The 18929-nt window shown below is 38.8% G+C and carries 13 protein-coding genes; all 13 read right to left on the reverse strand.

What is annotated here, in order from left to right; all coding sequences use genetic code 11:
• Positions 1–2 precede the first annotated feature (2 nt).
• The 13 genes from ACJJVM_RS05575 to ACJJVM_RS05635 all read right to left on the reverse strand — a co-directional run bounded on the left by ACJJVM_RS05575 (position 3) and on the right by ACJJVM_RS05635 (position 18866).
• On the reverse strand, positions 3–1859 hold the full coding sequence (locus ACJJVM_RS05575; protein ID WP_405211045.1) for a trehalase family glycosidase: 1857 nt from the start codon (positions 1857–1859) through the stop codon (positions 3–5).
• Positions 1843–3069, reverse strand: coding sequence for a sugar MFS transporter (locus tag ACJJVM_RS05580; protein ID WP_298353127.1), 1227 nt, complete (start codon positions 3067–3069; stop codon positions 1843–1845). Before ACJJVM_RS05580 ends, ACJJVM_RS05575 begins: the two co-directional genes overlap by 17 nt.
• Positions 3070–3307: 238 nt before the next feature.
• Positions 3308–4786, reverse strand: a complete 1479-nt coding sequence (locus ACJJVM_RS05585; protein ID WP_405211046.1) for an MFS transporter — start codon at positions 4784–4786, stop codon at positions 3308–3310.
• A 105-nt stretch (positions 4787–4891) separates the two neighbouring features.
• Positions 4892–5824 carry a tRNA epoxyqueuosine(34) reductase QueG gene (gene queG, locus ACJJVM_RS05590; RefSeq protein WP_405211047.1) on the reverse strand — a complete coding sequence of 311 codons (933 nt, stop codon included), beginning with the start codon at positions 5822–5824 and terminating at the stop codon, positions 4892–4894.
• 1 nt (position 5825) lies between these two features.
• Positions 5826–7151 (reverse strand): cytochrome P450, encoded by a 1326-nt coding sequence (locus ACJJVM_RS05595; protein WP_405211048.1) that lies wholly within the window; start codon positions 7149–7151, stop codon positions 5826–5828.
• Between the two features lie 37 nt (positions 7152–7188).
• Positions 7189–8211 (reverse strand): Holliday junction branch migration DNA helicase RuvB, encoded by a 1023-nt coding sequence (gene ruvB / locus ACJJVM_RS05600; RefSeq protein ID WP_035327173.1) that lies wholly within the window; start codon positions 8209–8211, stop codon positions 7189–7191.
• A 180-nt stretch (positions 8212–8391) separates the two neighbouring features.
• Complete coding sequence (locus ACJJVM_RS05605) at positions 8392–10215, reverse strand: cbb3-type cytochrome c oxidase subunit I (protein WP_298353116.1); 1824 nt, start codon at positions 10213–10215, stop codon at positions 8392–8394.
• Between the two features lie 36 nt (positions 10216–10251).
• Positions 10252–11334, reverse strand: coding sequence for a cytochrome c oxidase subunit II (locus ACJJVM_RS05610; RefSeq protein ID WP_298353113.1), 1083 nt, complete (start codon positions 11332–11334; stop codon positions 10252–10254).
• Positions 11335–11361: 27 nt separating this feature from the next.
• The gene (locus ACJJVM_RS05615) at positions 11362–12726 is read right to left on the reverse strand and encodes a quinol:cytochrome C oxidoreductase (protein ID WP_405211049.1); all 1365 of its coding nucleotides are present in this window, start codon (positions 12724–12726) and stop codon (positions 11362–11364) included.
• A gap of 29 nt (positions 12727–12755) precedes the next feature.
• Positions 12756–13454 carry a c-type cytochrome gene (locus tag ACJJVM_RS05620; protein ID WP_405211050.1) on the reverse strand — a complete coding sequence of 233 codons (699 nt, stop codon included), beginning with the start codon at positions 13452–13454 and terminating at the stop codon, positions 12756–12758.
• Positions 13455–13463: 9 nt separating this feature from the next.
• Entirely contained in the window at positions 13464–13994 is a 531-nt protein-coding gene (locus ACJJVM_RS05625; protein ID WP_035327164.1) for a DUF3341 domain-containing protein, read from the reverse strand.
• 6 nt (positions 13995–14000) lie between these two features.
• Positions 14001–15764, reverse strand: coding sequence for an NrfD/PsrC family molybdoenzyme membrane anchor subunit (gene nrfD, locus ACJJVM_RS05630; protein WP_298353380.1), 1764 nt, complete (start codon positions 15762–15764; stop codon positions 14001–14003).
• Between the two features lie 30 nt (positions 15765–15794).
• Positions 15795–18866, reverse strand: coding sequence for a TAT-variant-translocated molybdopterin oxidoreductase (locus ACJJVM_RS05635; RefSeq protein WP_405211051.1), 3072 nt, complete (start codon positions 18864–18866; stop codon positions 15795–15797).
• Positions 18867–18929: the final 63 nt, after the last annotated feature.

Raw genomic sequence — 18929 nt, forward strand, 5'->3', positions numbered from 1 at the left:
TTTTAATTAAATACTTTTTCTGGATCTTCAAGGTTATCTAGGGCTGCTCTCAATTTAGGATTCAGCAATGAAAGCCCTAATTGATAACTAGCATTCATCCACCCAAAACCACTAGTTGTAATATAATCAAACTCGGTCCCCACGTTACCATACTCTGCAAAGACTTTATGCGTTGCAGATACGACATCGTACTTCTCAGGTATAACCCCATTATAGTCTACGGCATTTCTAGTAATCATCCACAACCACCTGTACACAAGCTCTTGTAATTCTTTATCAAAACCATATGCTTTAAGTCCTCGCCATATCATCATCTGGTGCGGAGCCCAGCCGTTAGGATAATCCCACTGGCGCTGTACTGCTCCCTCTGGGATAATTGTATTCATAGCGCGACTTGTACCTGCTACACCTCCCTTTTCTTTAAGATCCATCATAAGACGTCTTACGGTCTTCATTGCTTTATCATTATCTAGCAGACCTGCCCATAATGGAAAGTAATTTGAAGCACTTTCAAATTCAGTTTTCTGCTTTGTGACACAATTATAATCAAAGTACTGGCTCTTATCTTCATTCCACATAAGGGTATCTATACGCTCCTTGCGAGCTAGCGCACTTTCTTTATAATATCTAGATTTTTTGCCTTTGAAGTCACCCGCAAAATAAGTAGCAATGAGGTACTCAAAGTCTATCTCATACTTATATAACAAACTATTAAGATCTACCGTGTTTAGATCTGCACACACATCGTCAAGTCGCCACGAAGTATCGTGACCGCTCTCACGTAAACTTCTATCGTGTGTAAAGTAACGATCTAACTCAGGTAAGTCTAGACTTCCATTTTGATAATTACTCACCAGTTCTTCTATACTACAACCTTCTTTCTTTGCTACAACGGCTAGATGCTCATCAAAATGACCTTCTTCTGTCTCTGGTGGCACTCCTACACCTTGTGCATAATAACGATTGAGACCATTATCTGTATATCTAGGCGCTCTCATCCATACACTTTCATACTCTTGTATTGCAATAGCTAGAACACTTGCAAGCCACTCCTTACCTAGTCTTGAATCTTTTTCAAAAGTTTCTCTTATAAACGAACTCAAAAATGGAGGCTGTGTACGAGTGAGATAATAACTCCTATTTGCATTTAATATCTTACCATAATGTGTGATTTGATAGCAAAAATTATCAATCATAGCTTTAGCTAGATCTACACGGTTATCTAGCAGTAACCCTACACCTTCAAAATAGCTATCCCATCCATACATCTCATTAAACCTTCCTCCAGGCACTACAAACGGAATTCCATTTTTACCTTCAAGACCCAATGCCAAAATGCCTGGCTTCTCATTTATAGACTTAACATACTCTGGAGTAATCTCTAGAGGAAGCACCACAACCTCTAGATTAGGAAAATCTGTCTTTAGATTATTATAATATGCTACACCCTCTTGATCTGTTCCAGGCACATACATACGTTGCACGCTATCTCCAGCTTTTGTGTCTGTGAGGATATTTGCAAGCCCCTTCTTATCTATTGTACGCGTGAGGTCGTCCCAGAAGTAATCACGTATCATTCGGTTAATGCGGCTAGTGGGTTGCTCCTCTATTTTCCACAAAGGAATTACAGCTTCGGTTTTACTAAGCGCTCTTTCTAAAGCGAGCTCCTGTAAAAAATTAGAAAGATGGTAGGTTCCTTTTATAGTATACGCTTTCGCGAAAGCGTTATCATCTCCATACAGAGCTATGTCAAACTGCTTAGGCCCTTGATCTTCTACTGTGATTTTCTTATCTCCATCTGTGTCTTCTTGCTCTAGCAAGTGACGAAGTGTTTCCTTTATATTACCCTTGAAGTACATCTTTTTCTGTAAGTTTTTTAAGAATAAAGTAAAATACAAGTAGCACCGTCATAGGAATAAGTGTAAAGTAGAAAGCGTTTTCTGGACCTTTTGTTTCAAATAAATATCCTATAATCCTACTACCAAATGTCCCTCCCAGTGCCGAAAATATCACTATAAGCCCTGTCATAGGGCTGTGTACTCTCTTAGGTAACGCACTTAAGACAACAGAGTTGAGCAACGGATAAATAGGTGCTATAAACAACCCTACTAATGGAAACGCAAAGCCTATAGCTGGTATGTCTCTTAATGAACTTATCTCACCCACATTGAGGCCAACGGTTTTAGGCAATACAAACACTACGAGGAGCATTGCTCCTATTGTACAGGCAGAGAGGACATAAATCCACGATATTTTACGAGTGAGAACACCTGCCAGTAATCGTCCAGCAGCTAGAGATAACGCAAGAATACTAGACATCATAATCCCTAAATTTTCAGTTAGGCCTAACACTTTATTATTAAATGTAGGTAACCACGACATTATACCTTGCTCTATCATTACAAATAGAAATGCACTTATAACAAAAACGATAATGAGCAATCTTGCTAGTAACTTAAACATCTCAAGAAAATCTTCTTTAAGATCTGCACCAGGTATCTCTGCTTCTTTTTCAAATTTGGTAAATAATAAGATAATAAAAGACACCGCAGAGAGTGCTGCTAGTAGCCAGTAAACGTTAAGCCACGCGTCTGGTTCACCTTCTGTATTAAATGCAGGAAAAAGAAAATAAGCAAGCGCAATACCTACCATAAAAAACCCTTCTATAGAACTCATTAAACTATTATGCTCTTTTGTAGAGTTAGTCACAAGACCTATAGTAGAGTAAACAGAAACTTTTATGAGGGCAAATGCTGCTCCTACGGTAGCAAAAAGAATCTTTGCCGTATCAAATGTGTTACCGTAATACATAGCGATACACGCTACGGTTACCATAGCTAGACCTATGAGCATTGCCTTTTTATATCCTATTCTAGGTAAAAAGGAAGCAATAGCAAATGAGACAATAGCTATAGGCAAATCCTTAAATGCTTCTAGCACACTTGCCGTAGTTTCATCTACACCATAATTGTTGAGCGACTTGAGTATAACAATACCCACACTATTAAGAAGAATAGCAAAGACAAAATAGTTGAGATACAATGAGAGTTTTACACCTATATGTTTCATAAAAAGGGATTAAAGTATGAAAGCACCAGCGCGAGCCAGTGCTTTCAGTTGGGTATTAACCACTTATCAGCCTCAAACGCCATATGATTATTGGATTTAATCTTATGAACAAGATGCTGTAAATCTTAGCAATAATGGGACAGTTTTATAACTGTCATACAGTTCTTTTATAGTGGCTCAAGAAAAAGAACTTCTATTGTTCTACTAATATACTAATAAGTTATTAGTATATCATAATTTAGTTCATATCTGTCACCGCGGTAGACACAGACTTTTTCATACGCAAAGCTAAGAGTGCAGCAATAATAAAAAAGACACCGCCAAACAATATTGCATTAACAGCACTATTACCCAGTAAATTCTTTATAATAGGACCGAAAGTAACAGTCTGGATAAGCATAGGAATAACAATCATCATATTAACTATCCCCATATAAACACCTCTTTTTTCTTCTGGAATAATTTTAGAAACCATTGCATATGGAATGCCCATCATTGCAGCCCAACCTATTCCAAAGAGCAACATAGGTGCAAGAAGCGCCCATTTGTTTGTAATAAAAGGCATACTCAACATTGCAATAGCAGAAAAGAAAAGACAAATTACATATACATTGCGTGACCCATACTTTTTTGCAAAAGGGACTAATGCAAGGGCCACAATCATAGTAACAAAATTATACGTCCCATTCATTAATCCAGTTTGGGCAAGCGCCTGTTCTGAAATGGCTTGAAAATTCTGAGCAAAAGCTGTATCTCCAGTTGATATTACATCTCCTGATTTGCAAGCCTCCATAATCGAATTAAAACGCGTATCATCATCATTTGCAAGGCCAAAAAAGGATGTACGTAGCATAGGAGTTATAAATTGCCAGTAAACGAAAAGTGCATACCACTGAAAAAAGTAAACAGCTGCAAGTTTCCACATCATTTTAGGCATCTTACCTATAGCGCCTGCTATCTCTTTGAAAGGTTCTGAAGCCCTCCCTGCAAATGTAGAATCCTTTCTTTCTCTCTTAAGTTCAGATAGTTGCTCTTCAGAAGGTGGAATTTCAGGGGTTTTCCACACTGACCACAAGATGGTACCTACTGATGCAACAGCACCTAAGAAGAACGAATAATAAACCCAAGTTGGAATAGCAGAAATAGTTTCTGTAGCCGTTGTACACAAGGCTGTAGTTTCTCCAGAAGGAGAACCAAACCAATCTTGAAATAAGAATAACGAAAAATTTGCTATTGTTATTCCTGCTCCAACAAAAAGGCTTTGCATCTGATAACCATAAGTAAGCTGGTCATCATTAAGCTTATCACCTACAAAGGCTCGATAAGGTTCCATTGCGGTATTGTTTGCTGCATCAAGTATCCACAGAAGACCAACAGCAAACCAAAGGCCTGGACTAAATGGAAAAGCAAAAAGACATAAACTACCCAGTAGCGCGCCTATTAGGAAAAATGGTTTTCTACGACCACCCCATTTAGGCAACCAAGTTTTATCACTTATCGCACCTATAATAGGCTGTATTAATAAACCGGTAACTGGACCTGCTAAGTTGAGTAATGGTAACTCTGCGTGATCTGCACCTAGAAAAGAAAAAATAGGGTTAATGGCAGTTTGTTGGAGCCCAAAACTAAATTGAATTCCAAAGAAACCAACATTCATATTCCAAATTTGCCAGAAGGACAAGTTAGGTTTTTTGATACTACTGAGTATTTTGTTCATAAATATGCTGGATTTTAATTATGATTCAAGACAGTAATATCCGCAAAAATATTAAGATAACGTTAAGTGTCTGTAATTTTAAGGATTTCGCAATTGAGGCATCAATTATGGCTGTTTTTTTAACGCATCGATATTTCGCTTCAAGCCAGAAAATTTGGTCCGCTTTACAGCAGATTTTCTAAATATTTCTGAGAACACCTCTTGAGTTATTTCTTCCCATTGTTTTTTATCATAAGTGAGCAGCTTAGGGTTTGGGTTAAATAACGGCTCACTATGTGCTTTTGAAAATCGATTCCAAGGGCATACATCTTGACATACATCACAACCAAACATCCAGTCATCTAGTTGACTCTTTGCATACTCAGGTATTTCATTTTTAAGCTCTATCGTAAAGTAGCTTATACATTTACTACCGTCTACCTTATACGGCTCCACAATGGCCTGTGTGGGACAAGCGTCTATACAAGCAGTGCAGCTCCCACAGTGATCTGTAACAGGTGTATCATACTCAAGGTCTAGGTCTACCACAAGCTCTGCAATAAAATAAAATGACCCTGCCTTTTTTGAAATTAAATTACTGTGCTTACCTATCCACCCCAGACCACTCTTTGCTGCCCAAGCTTTATCAAGTATAGGAGCGCTATCTACAAAAGCACGGCCCTGCACCTCTCCTATCTGTTCTTGTATAACGTGCATAAACTCTTTGAGTTTATCTTTTATCACAAAATGATAATCACGGCCATAGGCATACTTAGAGATTTTATAAGACTCCTCATTCTGCAACTCGTGAGGGTAATAATTAAGTAGGAGTGATATTACACTCTTAGACCCTTCTACAAGTTTTGTAGGGTCAAGGCGCTTGTCAAAGTAGTTTTCCATATACTGCATCTCGCCGTGCATATTTTTATTGAGCCAAGACTCAAGACGAGGCGCTTCTTCTTCAAGAAAACCTGCTTTACTTATACCGCAAGACATAAAACCTAAGCGTTGTGCTTCTGCCTTAATAAATGCTGTATGTTTTGATCTATTCTCTATCACCCTATCTTGCAGTAAACTCTAAGATTGCATTTTTTGGCTTAAGGGTAATGAGCGGTAATAGTTCTATAGGTGTGTTTATAGGAGTGATTTTAAAACGGGATACCATTTCGGTAACCGCAAGAATCATTTCATACATTGCAAAGTTATTACCTATACACATTCTAGGTCCCGCCCCAAATGGGAAATAGGCATCGTGATACATCCCCGCATTTTCATCAAATCGAGTAGGGTTAAATTGTAATGGATCTTCCCAAAAATCGTCGTGCTTGTGAATCTCAATACACGAAAACAATAAATTAGAACCTACCGGTATCTTCATCCCATTATATTCATCTTCTTCAATATTTACTCTGTCTATGAAGTAAGCTGGTGGGTAAAGTCGCATTGTTTCCTCTAGCACTTGCTTAGTGACTGTACAATGTCTTAAAAACTCGTTTAATGATGTTGAGTTCGCTTTCGCGAAAGCGTATTCCTCATAAATTTTATCTTGCCACTCTGGATGTCTTGCAAGTAATGAGGCGGCGAATGTAAGCGCATTTGAGGTTGTCTCGTGACCCGCTGTAAAGAGTATGAGAATCTCATCTATGAGTTGCTCATCATCCATACCTGTGCCATCCTCATAAGTAGACTCCAAAAGCATATCTAGTAAGTCTCCTACCTTTTGTTGTGATGCTCGACGTTCTTCTACGAGTTCCATAAGTATATCACGCGCCTCTTGAGTAAGAGCCAGGTGCTTATCTATAGGTCCAGCATACTTAAAATACCAAGATTTATAAGGTTGTCTCAACTCTTTTACGAGCATCTTTTGAGCTTGCTCTGTAATGTATTGCAGGCGGTTTATCTTTTTACGATCTACCTCGGTCTGAAAGAGTGACTTTGCAACTGTATTAAAAGCAAGGTCATTAAATATCTCAAATACATCAAACGCCTCTCCTGTCTTTATGTTTTGTAGCTCCTCCTTTATTACTGTATGCATAGCTTCTATAAGCTGTGCAAGCTGCTTTTTATGAAAGGCTGGTTGTATGAGTTTTCGTTGTTTTTTCCATAGAGAGCCTTCTGAGGTTAAAAGTCCCTCCCCTACATACTTTGCAAGATCTTTAGTCTGGATGGGTGATTTTGTGTAGTTGCGCTGGTTTTTTTGCAAAGCATACTTTGCAAAGCCCGGATCTCTAGAAAAGACAACTTCATTACCAAAACCCAACTGCAACTTAAAGGTATCACCCTTACTCTCAAAATTATCGTGATGAAAAGGAAGCGGATTCTTTAAAATACTCCCAGCATTTGCCAGAAACTTTAAAACCGAAACTGCTGGAATATCATTAGACATAGGGTGCTTTTATATAATATTTTAAAATAGAATGTTCCTAAAACAGACCTCCCTGCACAGGGCCTTTTACTCTACCTAGATGCTTGTATGCATCCTCTGTAACTTCACGTCCTCTTGGAGTACGCATAATAAAACCTTGCTGTATTAAAAAAGGTTCGTAAACCTCCTCAATAGTTTCGGCGCTTTCAGAAACGGCAGTCGCAAGTGTAGTGAGTCCCACAGGCCCGCCTTTAAACTTATCTATAATAGTAGCTAGTATTTTATTATCCATCTCATCCAGCCCGTGAGCATCTACGTGAAGTGCTTCAAGGCTATACTTAGCAATCTTAATATCGATACTACCATTTCCTTTTATTTGTGCAAAATCACGCACTCTACGCAATAAGGCATTTGCTATACGAGGTGTACCACGACTTCTACCGGCTATCTCTATAGCAGCTTCCATAGAGATAGGCACTCCTAGTATACTAGAGCTGCGCTGTACGATGGTTGTAAGAAGCTCTGTTGTATAATATTGCAATCTACTAGATATACCAAAACGTGCGCGCATAGGCGCTGTAAGAAGTCCTGAACGTGTAGTTGCTCCTACGAGTGTAAAAGGCGCAAGGTCTATCTGAACGGTACGTGCATTTGGCCCCGTCTCAATCATTATATCTATACGATAATCCTCCATAGCCGAGTATAAATACTCTTCTACTATAGGACTAAGTCTATGTATCTCATCTATAAATAGCACATCACGCTCATCTAGATTAGTAAGTAATCCAGCGAGATCACCAGGCTTGTCTAGAACGGGGCCAGAGGTTATCTTAATATTTACCCCAAGTTCGTTTGCCAGAATATTTGCAAGGGTAGTTTTACCAAGACCTGGAGGACCGTGAAAGAGGGTGTGATCTAATGCCTCTCCTCTAAGATTTGCCGCTTGTACAAAAACCTTGAGATTTTCAAGCACTTGATCTTGTCCCGCAAAGTCGTCAAACGATAAAGGTCTTAACGCTTTCTCAATATCTACTTCTTCTCTTGAGTAACCTTCATTTGTAGGATCCAAGTGCTCATTCATACGTCTAGGTGATTTCTATCAAAGATAAGAAATTGTCTTGTTTGAAACTTTACAGCCACCTTCCATTTAAGACTTATAAAGGATAATGTTACGCTTTCGCGAAAGCGCAAAACTAAAAAACCCACTCGTTAAGAATGGGTTTTAAGTAATCATAAAAGTATGATTTATGTTATGACATCTCTAGTGATGCATTTCTTCTTCATTGTCTTGAAGTGGAACTGTTTGCGGTACATAGTCTTGACCAGCAATAACATAATCTGACTCATCTTTATTCAGCTTAGAATAATCATATGGCCAGCGGTGTACTTCAGGAATTGCACCTGCCCAGTTACCGTGTATGTGCTTGTGATCTGTTGTCCACTCTAATGTGTTAGATTTCCAAGGGTTTTTAGAACCTACTTTTCCATAGAACATTGAGTGTATGAAGTTGTATAAGAATACTAGCTGTGCAGCCGCTGTAATGAAAGCAAAAATAGATATCGCTTTGTTTACATCTACAAGATCATCAAAATATGGGAAAGCTGAGTTTGTATAGTAACGTCTAGGTAATCCTGCCATACCGATAAAGTGCATTGGGAAGAAAATACCATAAGCTCCAATAACTGTAATCCAGAAGTGAACGTAACCTAGGTTCTTGTTCATCATTTTACCTTCAAACATTTTTGGGAACCAGTGATACACACCTGCAAAAAGTCCATATAATGCAGAGATACCCATTACTAAGTGGAAGTGAGCTACTACAAAATACGTATCGTGTACGTTTATATCTAACGTAGAATCTCCAAGTATGATACCAGTAAGTCCACCAGAAATAAAGGTAGAAACTAATCCTACTGAGAAAAGCATACCAGGGTTGAACTGAAGGTTACCCTTCCACAAGGTTGTGATATAGTTAAATGCTTTTACAGCAGATGGTATTGCAATTAATAGCGTTGTAAATGTAAATACAGATCCCAAGAATGGGTTCATACCTGAAATAAACATATGGTGACCCCATACAATAGTTGATAAGAACGCAATTGCTAAAATAGAAGCAATCATCGCTCGGTAACCAAATATAGGTTTACGTGAGTTTGTAGATATTATCTCTGATGAGATACCTAGTGCTGGTAATAATACAATGTATACCTCAGGGTGACCTAAGAACCAGAAAAGGTGCTCAAATAATACTGGTGAACCACCAGAGTTATGTAATACTTCTCCTCCAATATAAATATCAGATAAGAAGAATGACGTACCAAAGCTTCTATCCATAATAAGCATTAAAGCTGCAGATAAAAGAACTGGGAAAGAAACCACACCGATAATAGCAGTCACAAAGAAAGCCCATATTGTAAGTGGTAATCTTGTCATAGTCATCCCCTTTGTACGAAGGTTAAGTACTGTAACAACATAGTTAAGTGAACCTAATAGTGATGATGCAATGAATATTGCCATCGCTACTAACCACAATGTCATACCCATTCCTGAAGCAGGTATACTGTTAGGTAGTGCAGATAATGGTGGATAGATAGTCCAACCTGCTGCTGCTGGTCCTGACTCTACAAATAATGATAATACCATTATTACAGAAGAAAGGAAGAAGAGCCAGTAAGATACCATATTAAGGAATCCAGAAGCCATATCCCTCGCTCCAATCTGAAGTGGAATCAATAAGTTACTAAAAGTACCACTCAGACCTGCTGTAAGTACAAAGAATACCATTATGGTACCGTGTATAGTAATAAGTGCAAGATAAATGTTTGGATCCATTACACCGTCTTTACCCCAGTCTCCTAAGAGTACTTCATAAATAGTAAATTGGTGATCTGGCCAAGCCAGTTGTAAACGGAATATCAATGACATCCCAATACCTATAATACCCATTACCAAACCAGTAATCAAATACTGCTTTGAGATCATCTTGTGATCAGTACTAAAGATATATTTCGTTATAAACGTTTGCTCGTGGTGGTGCTCGTGATCATCGTGACCGTGATCTGCTGTTGCTGCGTGTGCTGCCATACCTAGATTCTTTAGTTAATTTTTCTTTTTCTTTTTTTATTCTTGAGCTGCTGCTATAGAGCTGCCAAATGTTTTTTGAGTTGCAATCCAAGCGTCATATTCTTCTTGAGTTTCAACAACAATCTTCATCTGCATATTATAGTGCGATGCTCCACAAATCTTATTACATAGCAAGTAATAGTCAAATTCGTCATAAGAATCTATAGGGCCGTCTCCTGCCGCTATAGAAGCTTTATTTTTTTCTTTTCTAATCTCTTTGATAGTAGCCATCTTATCTTTCATATAATCCGTATCACGAATCTCTGCAGTAGTTTTAGATGGAGTAAAAGAGAATTGAGTTATCATACCTGGTACAACGTTCATTTGCGCTCTAAAATGAGGCATATAAGCAGAGTGTAATACATCCTGAGAACGTAACTTAAAGATTACCTGGCGTCCTACTGGAAGATGGAGCTCTGTTGTAATTTTATCATCCATTGCATCAGCATCACTTTCATCAACACCTACTGTGTTTGCTCCTTCAATGAAACGAACATTTGCGTTACCTAAGATATTATCCTCTCCGGCATAACGTGCTTGCCAACCGAAACGCTTTGCATATAATTCTACAACTATAGCATCCTCGTCCTCTTCAAAGTTCATTATATCTGACCAAGTAAAAAGGCCATAGATAATAAGACCTGCAAGAACTATTACTGGAATAATAGTCCAGATAAACTCTAACTTATCATTATCTGCATAGAATAATGCCTTTTGACCTTTCTTACCTGAGTACTTATATGCAAAGTAATGAAGTAATGCTTGTGTGATTACTTGTACGAACATTATAAGTGCAAGAGAGATAAATAACAAGGTGTCATAATCTGCTCCGTGCTCAGAAGATGGTTCTGGCAAATAAAACTTACTGTAATTCCAGAAACAGTAAATAGTTATGGCATATAAAAATGTGATGAACATCAACATCAATTTACCATTGATTCTGTTGTCTTTATCGTCTGCTACTTGAGCATTTTCACTATTGGTCTTCTTATTAAACTGAGATAGTTTAAAAATCTTTGACATTTGCCAAAGTGTGACTACAAATAGAATTACTACGATGAGTGCTAATAAACCTGTCATTGCTTTCTAACTTCTTTAATCTATATTCTAATAGTGAAAGTGTTTACTTTCTTCAATAAGCGGATTACGCTTAGGCTCTAATGGACGTTTTGTAAGTGAACTGAAAACAATCAGTACAAACAATCCAAAGAAGAACATAAGTGATCCTATTTCTACAAATCCAAACGACCAAGCTTGTCCTACTGTACCTGGCATAACCATATTGAAGATGTCTACATAGTGACCTAATAAGATTACTATACCAGCCATTACCACAAACCAGTTAACTCGTTTGAAATCGCTGTTCATTAATATTAATAATGGGAAAAGGAAATTCATTACTAACATACCAAAGAATGGTAAGTTATAATCTTCAATACGTTGTATATAATACGTTACCTCTTCTGGTATGTTTGAGTACCATATAAGCATAAACTGTGAGAACCATAAGTACGTCCAGAAAATACTGAAACCAAACATAAATTTAGCAAGATCGTGTATGTGGCTATCATTTACACTCTGTAAGTAACCTGCACCCTTAAGTATCATAGTTATGAGAGCGATGGTAGTTATACCACAAACCATCATACCTGCAAGTACGTACCATCCAAAGAGAGTACTAAACCAGTGAGGATCGATAGACATAATCCAATCCCAAGACATCATTGACTCAGTGTATAAGAAGAACACTAAGAATGCTGCCGCAATTTTAAATGACTTTTTATGTGATTTGTTATCAGATGCTTCATCCTGCTCTTTTGAGAACTTTACGGCAAAGAATCTGTAGATGTTCCATCCAGCAATAAATATTACAGCTCTAATAAGCAACCAAGGCACATTTAACCATCCTGATTTACCAGCAATAAGCTTATCATAGTTATCACTTGCTGGATCAGTAATTCCATCTGCCATCCAGTGGAACATATGGTTAAAATGGAATCCAGATAATGCTAGTAAAACAAACATTATTATACTTCCAGGTAAAAGATATCCTGTTATACCCTCCATCACTCTAAGTAATAAAGGCGACCATCCAGCCTGAGCGGCATATTGTACTGCGTAGAATGCAAGACACCCTAGAGAAATCATAAAGAAGAAAAAAGCAGCGATATAAACAGCAGACCAAGGTTTATTTTGGTAACCTGCTAGTAAGTGCTCATTATGCTCTTCTTCGGTCATTACGTGACCGTCTTCTGCGTGTGCATCATCGGTTGCTACGTGGTGTGTATCTGCTTCGTGAGCATCTGCAACTGTTGCATCTCCGTGACTACCTCCGTGGGCATCACCTGCGTGCATTGCTTCAATATCTGCTATTGTCTTTGGTAAGAAAACGTAATCTACAGCAAATAGGACAAATCCTACTACCATAAAGATAATCGCTGATAATTTTAAGTTTTTAGATAATGTGTACATATCTTAAATATCGGTTGTTCCGTTAGTTATTAGTGTTCGTTACCTGCTGCATTCATTGGCTCAGACTCAGGACCTGGTATAGCATCTACTGCACCTTCGTTAAGATCTGTAACAATCTCACCCTCTGTCATTTCCTCAATAATTTCTACTGCTGTAAACGCTCTCTCAGGTTTTCCATCTAATGCATCTTTAAGACCCATTACGTAATAGTCAACCATCCAAAGTTCGTCCTCTGTCATCTGTGATGCATAAGATCCCATAGAGTTAATACCGTAATACATCACGTGGTATACACTACCTTCAGTGATAGCTCTACCAGCATCGTTATATGCAGGGACCCCTAGTATTTTCTCTCTTTTTGCTAATGTTCCTTTTCCGTCACCTTTTACACCGTGACAGATACCGCAGTAAATGTTATATAATTCATTACCCTTAACATAATTCCCCTCTGTATAAGGTAATGGGTTTTTCAGGTTCGCTTTCGCGGAAGCTTTTCCTTCAATAGTATTTTCATAATCATATGGTAACCACCCCCTCATCACCGAGCCTTCTGCCGGTTTTAAAGCTTCATACCCTTCAGGAAACACCTCATACTTACCGTAAGTTTCATAGCCTACAGATACGTACATATTAGGCATATACTGATAGTTAGGTTTATTATCATCTTGACAAGAAATCATACTGCCAAAAGCGATAAACAAAACAGCTATTTTAAATATATTCTTCATTGCGTTGACTTATGCTTCGTTTGCAATTAAATTAATCTCTACAGCTCCAGTTGTTACTAAAAAGTCTGCAAGTTCCTTTCCATCTTTTCCAGTTGCATCAATCTCCATAAGGAAGTGATCATCTGTCGTGCGTACATCTGGATTTTCAGCTTTCTTAAAAGGCCATAATTTACTTCTCATATAGAAAGTAATAACCATTAAGTGAGCTGCAAAAAATACCGTAAGCTCAAACATAATAGGCACAAAAGCTGGCATATTCTCAATGTAGCTGAAAGATGGCTTACCACCTATGTTTTGTGGCCAGTCTTCAATCATAATGAAATTCATCATTAATGTTGCTACTGTAATTCCCACACATCCGTATAAAAAGGCAGTAATAGCAAGACGAGTAGGCGCAAGCCCCATAGCCTTATCTAACCCGTGTACAGGGAATGGTGTATACACCTCATTAATATGAAGATGTTTTTTTCTAACCTCCTTTACAGCGTTCATAAGAACGTCGTCATCAGAGTATATTGCGTGTATAACTGTAGATGCCATACTTAATTATTTAAGATTGTTAGCTTGACCTGCCCAATCATCACGCTCTGCGCGACCAGGAAATGATCCAGTTAGATTATCTAATAAGTTGTACTCAACAGAAGTCATTTTACCTACTTGCTCGTACGTATAAATTCCTAGTTCGTTAAGCTTCTCTTCCATTTTTGGTCCTATACCATTAATTACCTTAAGGTCATCTGCTTTTTGAGTAGCAGCGTCAAAAATCCCAAGACGATTAACTAATGATTCATTACCGTGCGTATCTTCTGGTATCACAGTCTCACCAGCAGCAACCTCTTGAGGTTTTGCAATGTATGCACCATCAAGATTAATCTTTACTGGCCCACCAGATGTACGAGGATCTGCTCCTGTACCTACTAGTGATTGTCCAGACTCACGTAATTTTTTATAACGCTCACCAGATGACTTCATAATAGTCTTAACCTCTGCTTGTGCAATCACTGGGAATGTACGTGCATATAATAAGAACAATACAAAGAAGAAACCTATAGTACCTATGAAGATACCTATATCTACAAATGTAGGTGAGAACATCGTCCAAGAAGATGGAAGGTAATCACGGTGAAGTGATGTTACAATAATTACAAAACGCTCAAACCACATCCCGATGTTTACAACAATTGATATGATAAAAGAGAACATTATAGATCTTCTTAATTTTGGGAACCACATAAACTGCGGAGAGAAAACGTTACACGTCATCATTGCCCAATAAGACCAAGCATAAGGTCCTGTTGCTCTGTTTAAGAATGCATATTGCTCATATTCCACTCCAGAATACCAAGCCATAAATAACTCAGTAATATAAGCTACACCTACTATAGAACCTGTAATCATAATTACAATATTCATAAGTTCAATGTGCTGTATTGTGATGTAAGCTTCAAGACTTACAACTTTACGCATTATAATAAGAAGCGTGTTTACCATTGCAAACCCTGAGAATACCGCTCCCGCAACAAAGTAAGGAGGGAAAATCGTGGTGTGCCATCCCGGTATAACCGACGTAGCAAAGTCAAAAGATACAATCGTGTGTACAGAAAGTACAAGCGGTGTTGCCAGACCTGCGAGAACAAGTGACACCTCTTCAAAACGCTGCCAATCTTTTGCTCTACCAGACCAACCAAATGAAAGTAAACTATAGATTTTCTTCTGGAAAGGCTTAACAGCTCTATCACGTATCATTGCAAAGTCAGGTAATAATCCAGTCCACCAGAAAACTAATGACACAGAAAGGTACGTTGATATTGCAAATACATCCCAAAGTAGCGGAGAGTTAAAGTTTACCCATAAAGAACCAAACTGGTTAGGTATAGGTAATACCCAGTAAGCTAACCAAGGACGCCCCATATGTATAATAGGGAATAATCCTGCTTGCACTACAGAGAAAATAGTCATCGCCTCTGCAGAACGGTTAATTGCCATACGCCACTTCTGACGGAATAATAATAGTACTGCAGAAATTAGTGTTCCTGCGTGACCGATACCTACCCACCATACAAAGTTGGTAATATCCCAAGCCCAACCTACGGTTTTATTTAGACCCCAACTACCGATACCGTTTGTTACAGTATAGATAATACAGCCTATTCCCCATAAGAAAGCTACTAGTGCGATAGAGAATACGAGCCACCAAGATTTATTTGCACGTCCCTCCACTGGAGCAACGATATCTAATGTTACATCGTGATAGGTCTTATCTCCGGTAACTAGTGGTCTTCGTATAGGTGCTTCGTAATGCGCCATAATCCTATATAATTAGTCTTTAGATTAGTTGTTTTATACTTCTTCTGTATTACGTACCATTGTCTGGTAGAATACATTTGGTTTTGTTCCTACGTGCTCAAGTAAGTGATACATACGATCATCTTCTTTAAGTTCTGCAATCTCACTGCTCTTGTCATTAATATCACCAAAGGCAAGTGCTCCGGTTGTACAAGCGTTAGAACAAGCTGTTGCAAACTCTCCGTCTTTAACCTTACGTCCATCGCGCTTAGCATCAAGAATAGTCTTTTGTGTCATTTGCATACACATAGAACATTTCTCCATAACCCCTCTAGAACGAACAGTAACATCTGGGTTGATAACCATACGTCCAAGATCATTGTTCATATGATAATCAAACTCGTCATTACCATTATAAAGGAACCAGTTGAAACGACGTACTTTATAAGGACAGTTGTTTGCACAGTAACGCGTACCTACACAACGGTTGTAAGCCATATGGTTTTGACCTTGTCGACCGTGTGATGTAGCTGCTACTGGACACACAGTCTCACAAGGAGCGTGGTTACAGTGCTGACACATTATAGGTTGGAAAGCAACCTGTGGATTTGCAGCTGGATCTTCAAGCTCTCCAAATCCTCCAAGAGAACCTTTATCACCACCTAATCCATCAAACTCTTCCTTCTTAGTATCATCTTGAGCAAATGTATCCTCAGATGAATAATATCTATCTATACGTAACCAGTGCATATCACGGCTACGACGTATTTCAGACTTTCCTACTACAGGAACATTATTCTCAGCGTGACAAGCAATTACACAAGCTCCACACCCAGTACAAGCATTAAGATCAATAGCAAGGTTAAAGTGATGCCCTACTGAGCGATCAAACTCCTCCCAAAGATCAACTTCTGGCGATGTCACTTCGTACTCTACGTGTGCCTTACTCACCTCAGGAACCGCGTTCCAGAAATGCTTATCTTTTGTATTGAATATCTCAAGAGTCGTCTCTTTTACGATATCACCACGACCCATAAGTGTGTTATGCTGTTGTACAGAGGCAAACTCGTGTACACCACCTACTTTTTCAATAGTAACACTTTGAGTAGTCTGGAAGTTTTGCATTAACGGGAATGCATTAACACCAGTTTGCATCTCCTCTTGTATGCTTTCTTTACGACCATAACCTACCGCAAGACCTACAGATCCTTTAGCTTGACCCGGCTGTATCATTACCGGTACTTTCTCAATAGTAACACCGTTTACAGTAACGTTAGCATAGTGACCATTAAGACCACCATTTGCATCGTGACGTGCTTCTGTAAAGAATGAACTTCTATCAAACCACAAACCAAGCTCTTTAGCATCTGCCTCAGACATTGTTAAGTAGTTATCCCAAGTACAACGTGTTAATGGATCTGGCATCTCTTGTAACCAAGGATTGTTTGCCTGAGTTCCATCACCCATTGAAGTTTTTGTATACAACGTAAGTTCAAAACCTCCATTACCCTCTTGCAATGTACTCGCAAGACCAGCATCTGAAGCTATAGAAGTGTTTGATGCGGTTACCGCTTTCGCGAAAGCGCCAGTCTCAACAACTCCTGCTTGAACAGACTTATTAAATGCGATACCTGCCGAAGACATAGTCTCTTTAAGGTAGCTGTAATATGTTTTATCTACACCCATCCAGTTAAGTAAACTTTGCTGGAACTGACGTGTATTAAATATCTCTTTTATTGTAGGCTGCTGTAAACTTACCTCACCCATTTTAATCTGCACATCTCCCCAAGACTCAAGGTAGTGAGGTACTGGTGCAATATGAGTAGAAAGTGCCGCTGTCTCATCTGCTCGTAATGAACACGCAACAGAAACATCAACCTTTTCAAGACCAGCAACAAACTCATCTGCATTAGGAAGACTATACGCAGGATTTACTCCAGCCATAATAAGTGTTCCCACTTGACCAGCGTTCATCTCTTTTACAAGCTGCATCACTTTACGAGCATCTCCAGATCTTGTAAGCTTAGGCTTAGCAGTATCCATTACCACTTTACCCTCATTAAAGTCAAGCGCAATTCTCTGCGTAGAAACATCTTGCACACCTGTTACAAGTAATCCTTTACTACCAGCAGCAAGAAGTGCCTTACGTGCTTGAGCAACCTTAGCCTTCACTCCTTCTGAAAGACCAGAAGCAGATCCACCAGCTAGCGCCTGCACTATTAATTTTTGTTGTGATGGTGTTGCTGGAACACGTACATCTGCGTTTGCACCAGAAAGAGACATATTTGCCTCAAACTGGAAGTGCTTAGACATCTTTCCATTTTTAGGTATACGAGACTTACCGTAAGCAGAGTCGTACCCACCACCATTCCAATCTCCTAAAAAGTCTGCCCCTACTGAGACAATTACTTCCGCAGTACCAAAATTATAATCTGGCAATGCACGGAAACCGTATTTTATTTCAAAAGCGTCTAAAGCAAATTGTTCTCCTGCAGCATCATAAGCAACGTGAGAAACATTAGGATACTTTGCAATAAATTCTCCTATAAGCTTATCTGTAGATGGACTTGCAAATGTTTGAGTAAGCAATACTGCTTTCTTACCATTTTCAAGTGCAGCAATTACACCTTTATCTATATCTGTCCAAGAAACCTCTTCTCCTCCTGCCGTTGGAAACTGCGCACGCTTTGTATCGTACATTCCCAGAACAGATGCGTGCACACGAGCGTTTGCACCAAAACCTGCCTTAGCAAGGTCGTTGTTTTCTATTTTAATAGGGCGACCCTCACGAGTCTTTACAAGCACACTTGCAAAGTCAAAACCATCTGCAATAGTAGTCGCATAATAATCTGCAACTCCTGGTATTATTTGCTCTGGCTGTACCACATAAGGAACAGACTTTACAACAGGACCCTCACAAGCTGCAAGCGATGCTGCCGCTGTAGAGAAACCTACGTACTTCAAGAAGTCACGACGTGTAGTTTCTGTACTTTCAAGTGTTTCTTTATCACCTAAAAATTCATCTGTCGGAATTTCTTGTACAAACTCATTCTGTCTTAGTGCCTCGATAGATGCATCTCCGTGGAGCTCATCGACACTTTTCCAGTATTTCTTGTTTGATGACATATAATTGATTTATTAATTTGTGCTTCGACTACGCTTAGCAACCTTTATTAAGAGTTTCTCTCG

It is taken from the genome of Dokdonia sp. Asnod2-E02 (genome assembly GCF_045063915.1).
Classification (GTDB): domain Bacteria; phylum Bacteroidota; class Bacteroidia; order Flavobacteriales; family Flavobacteriaceae; genus Dokdonia.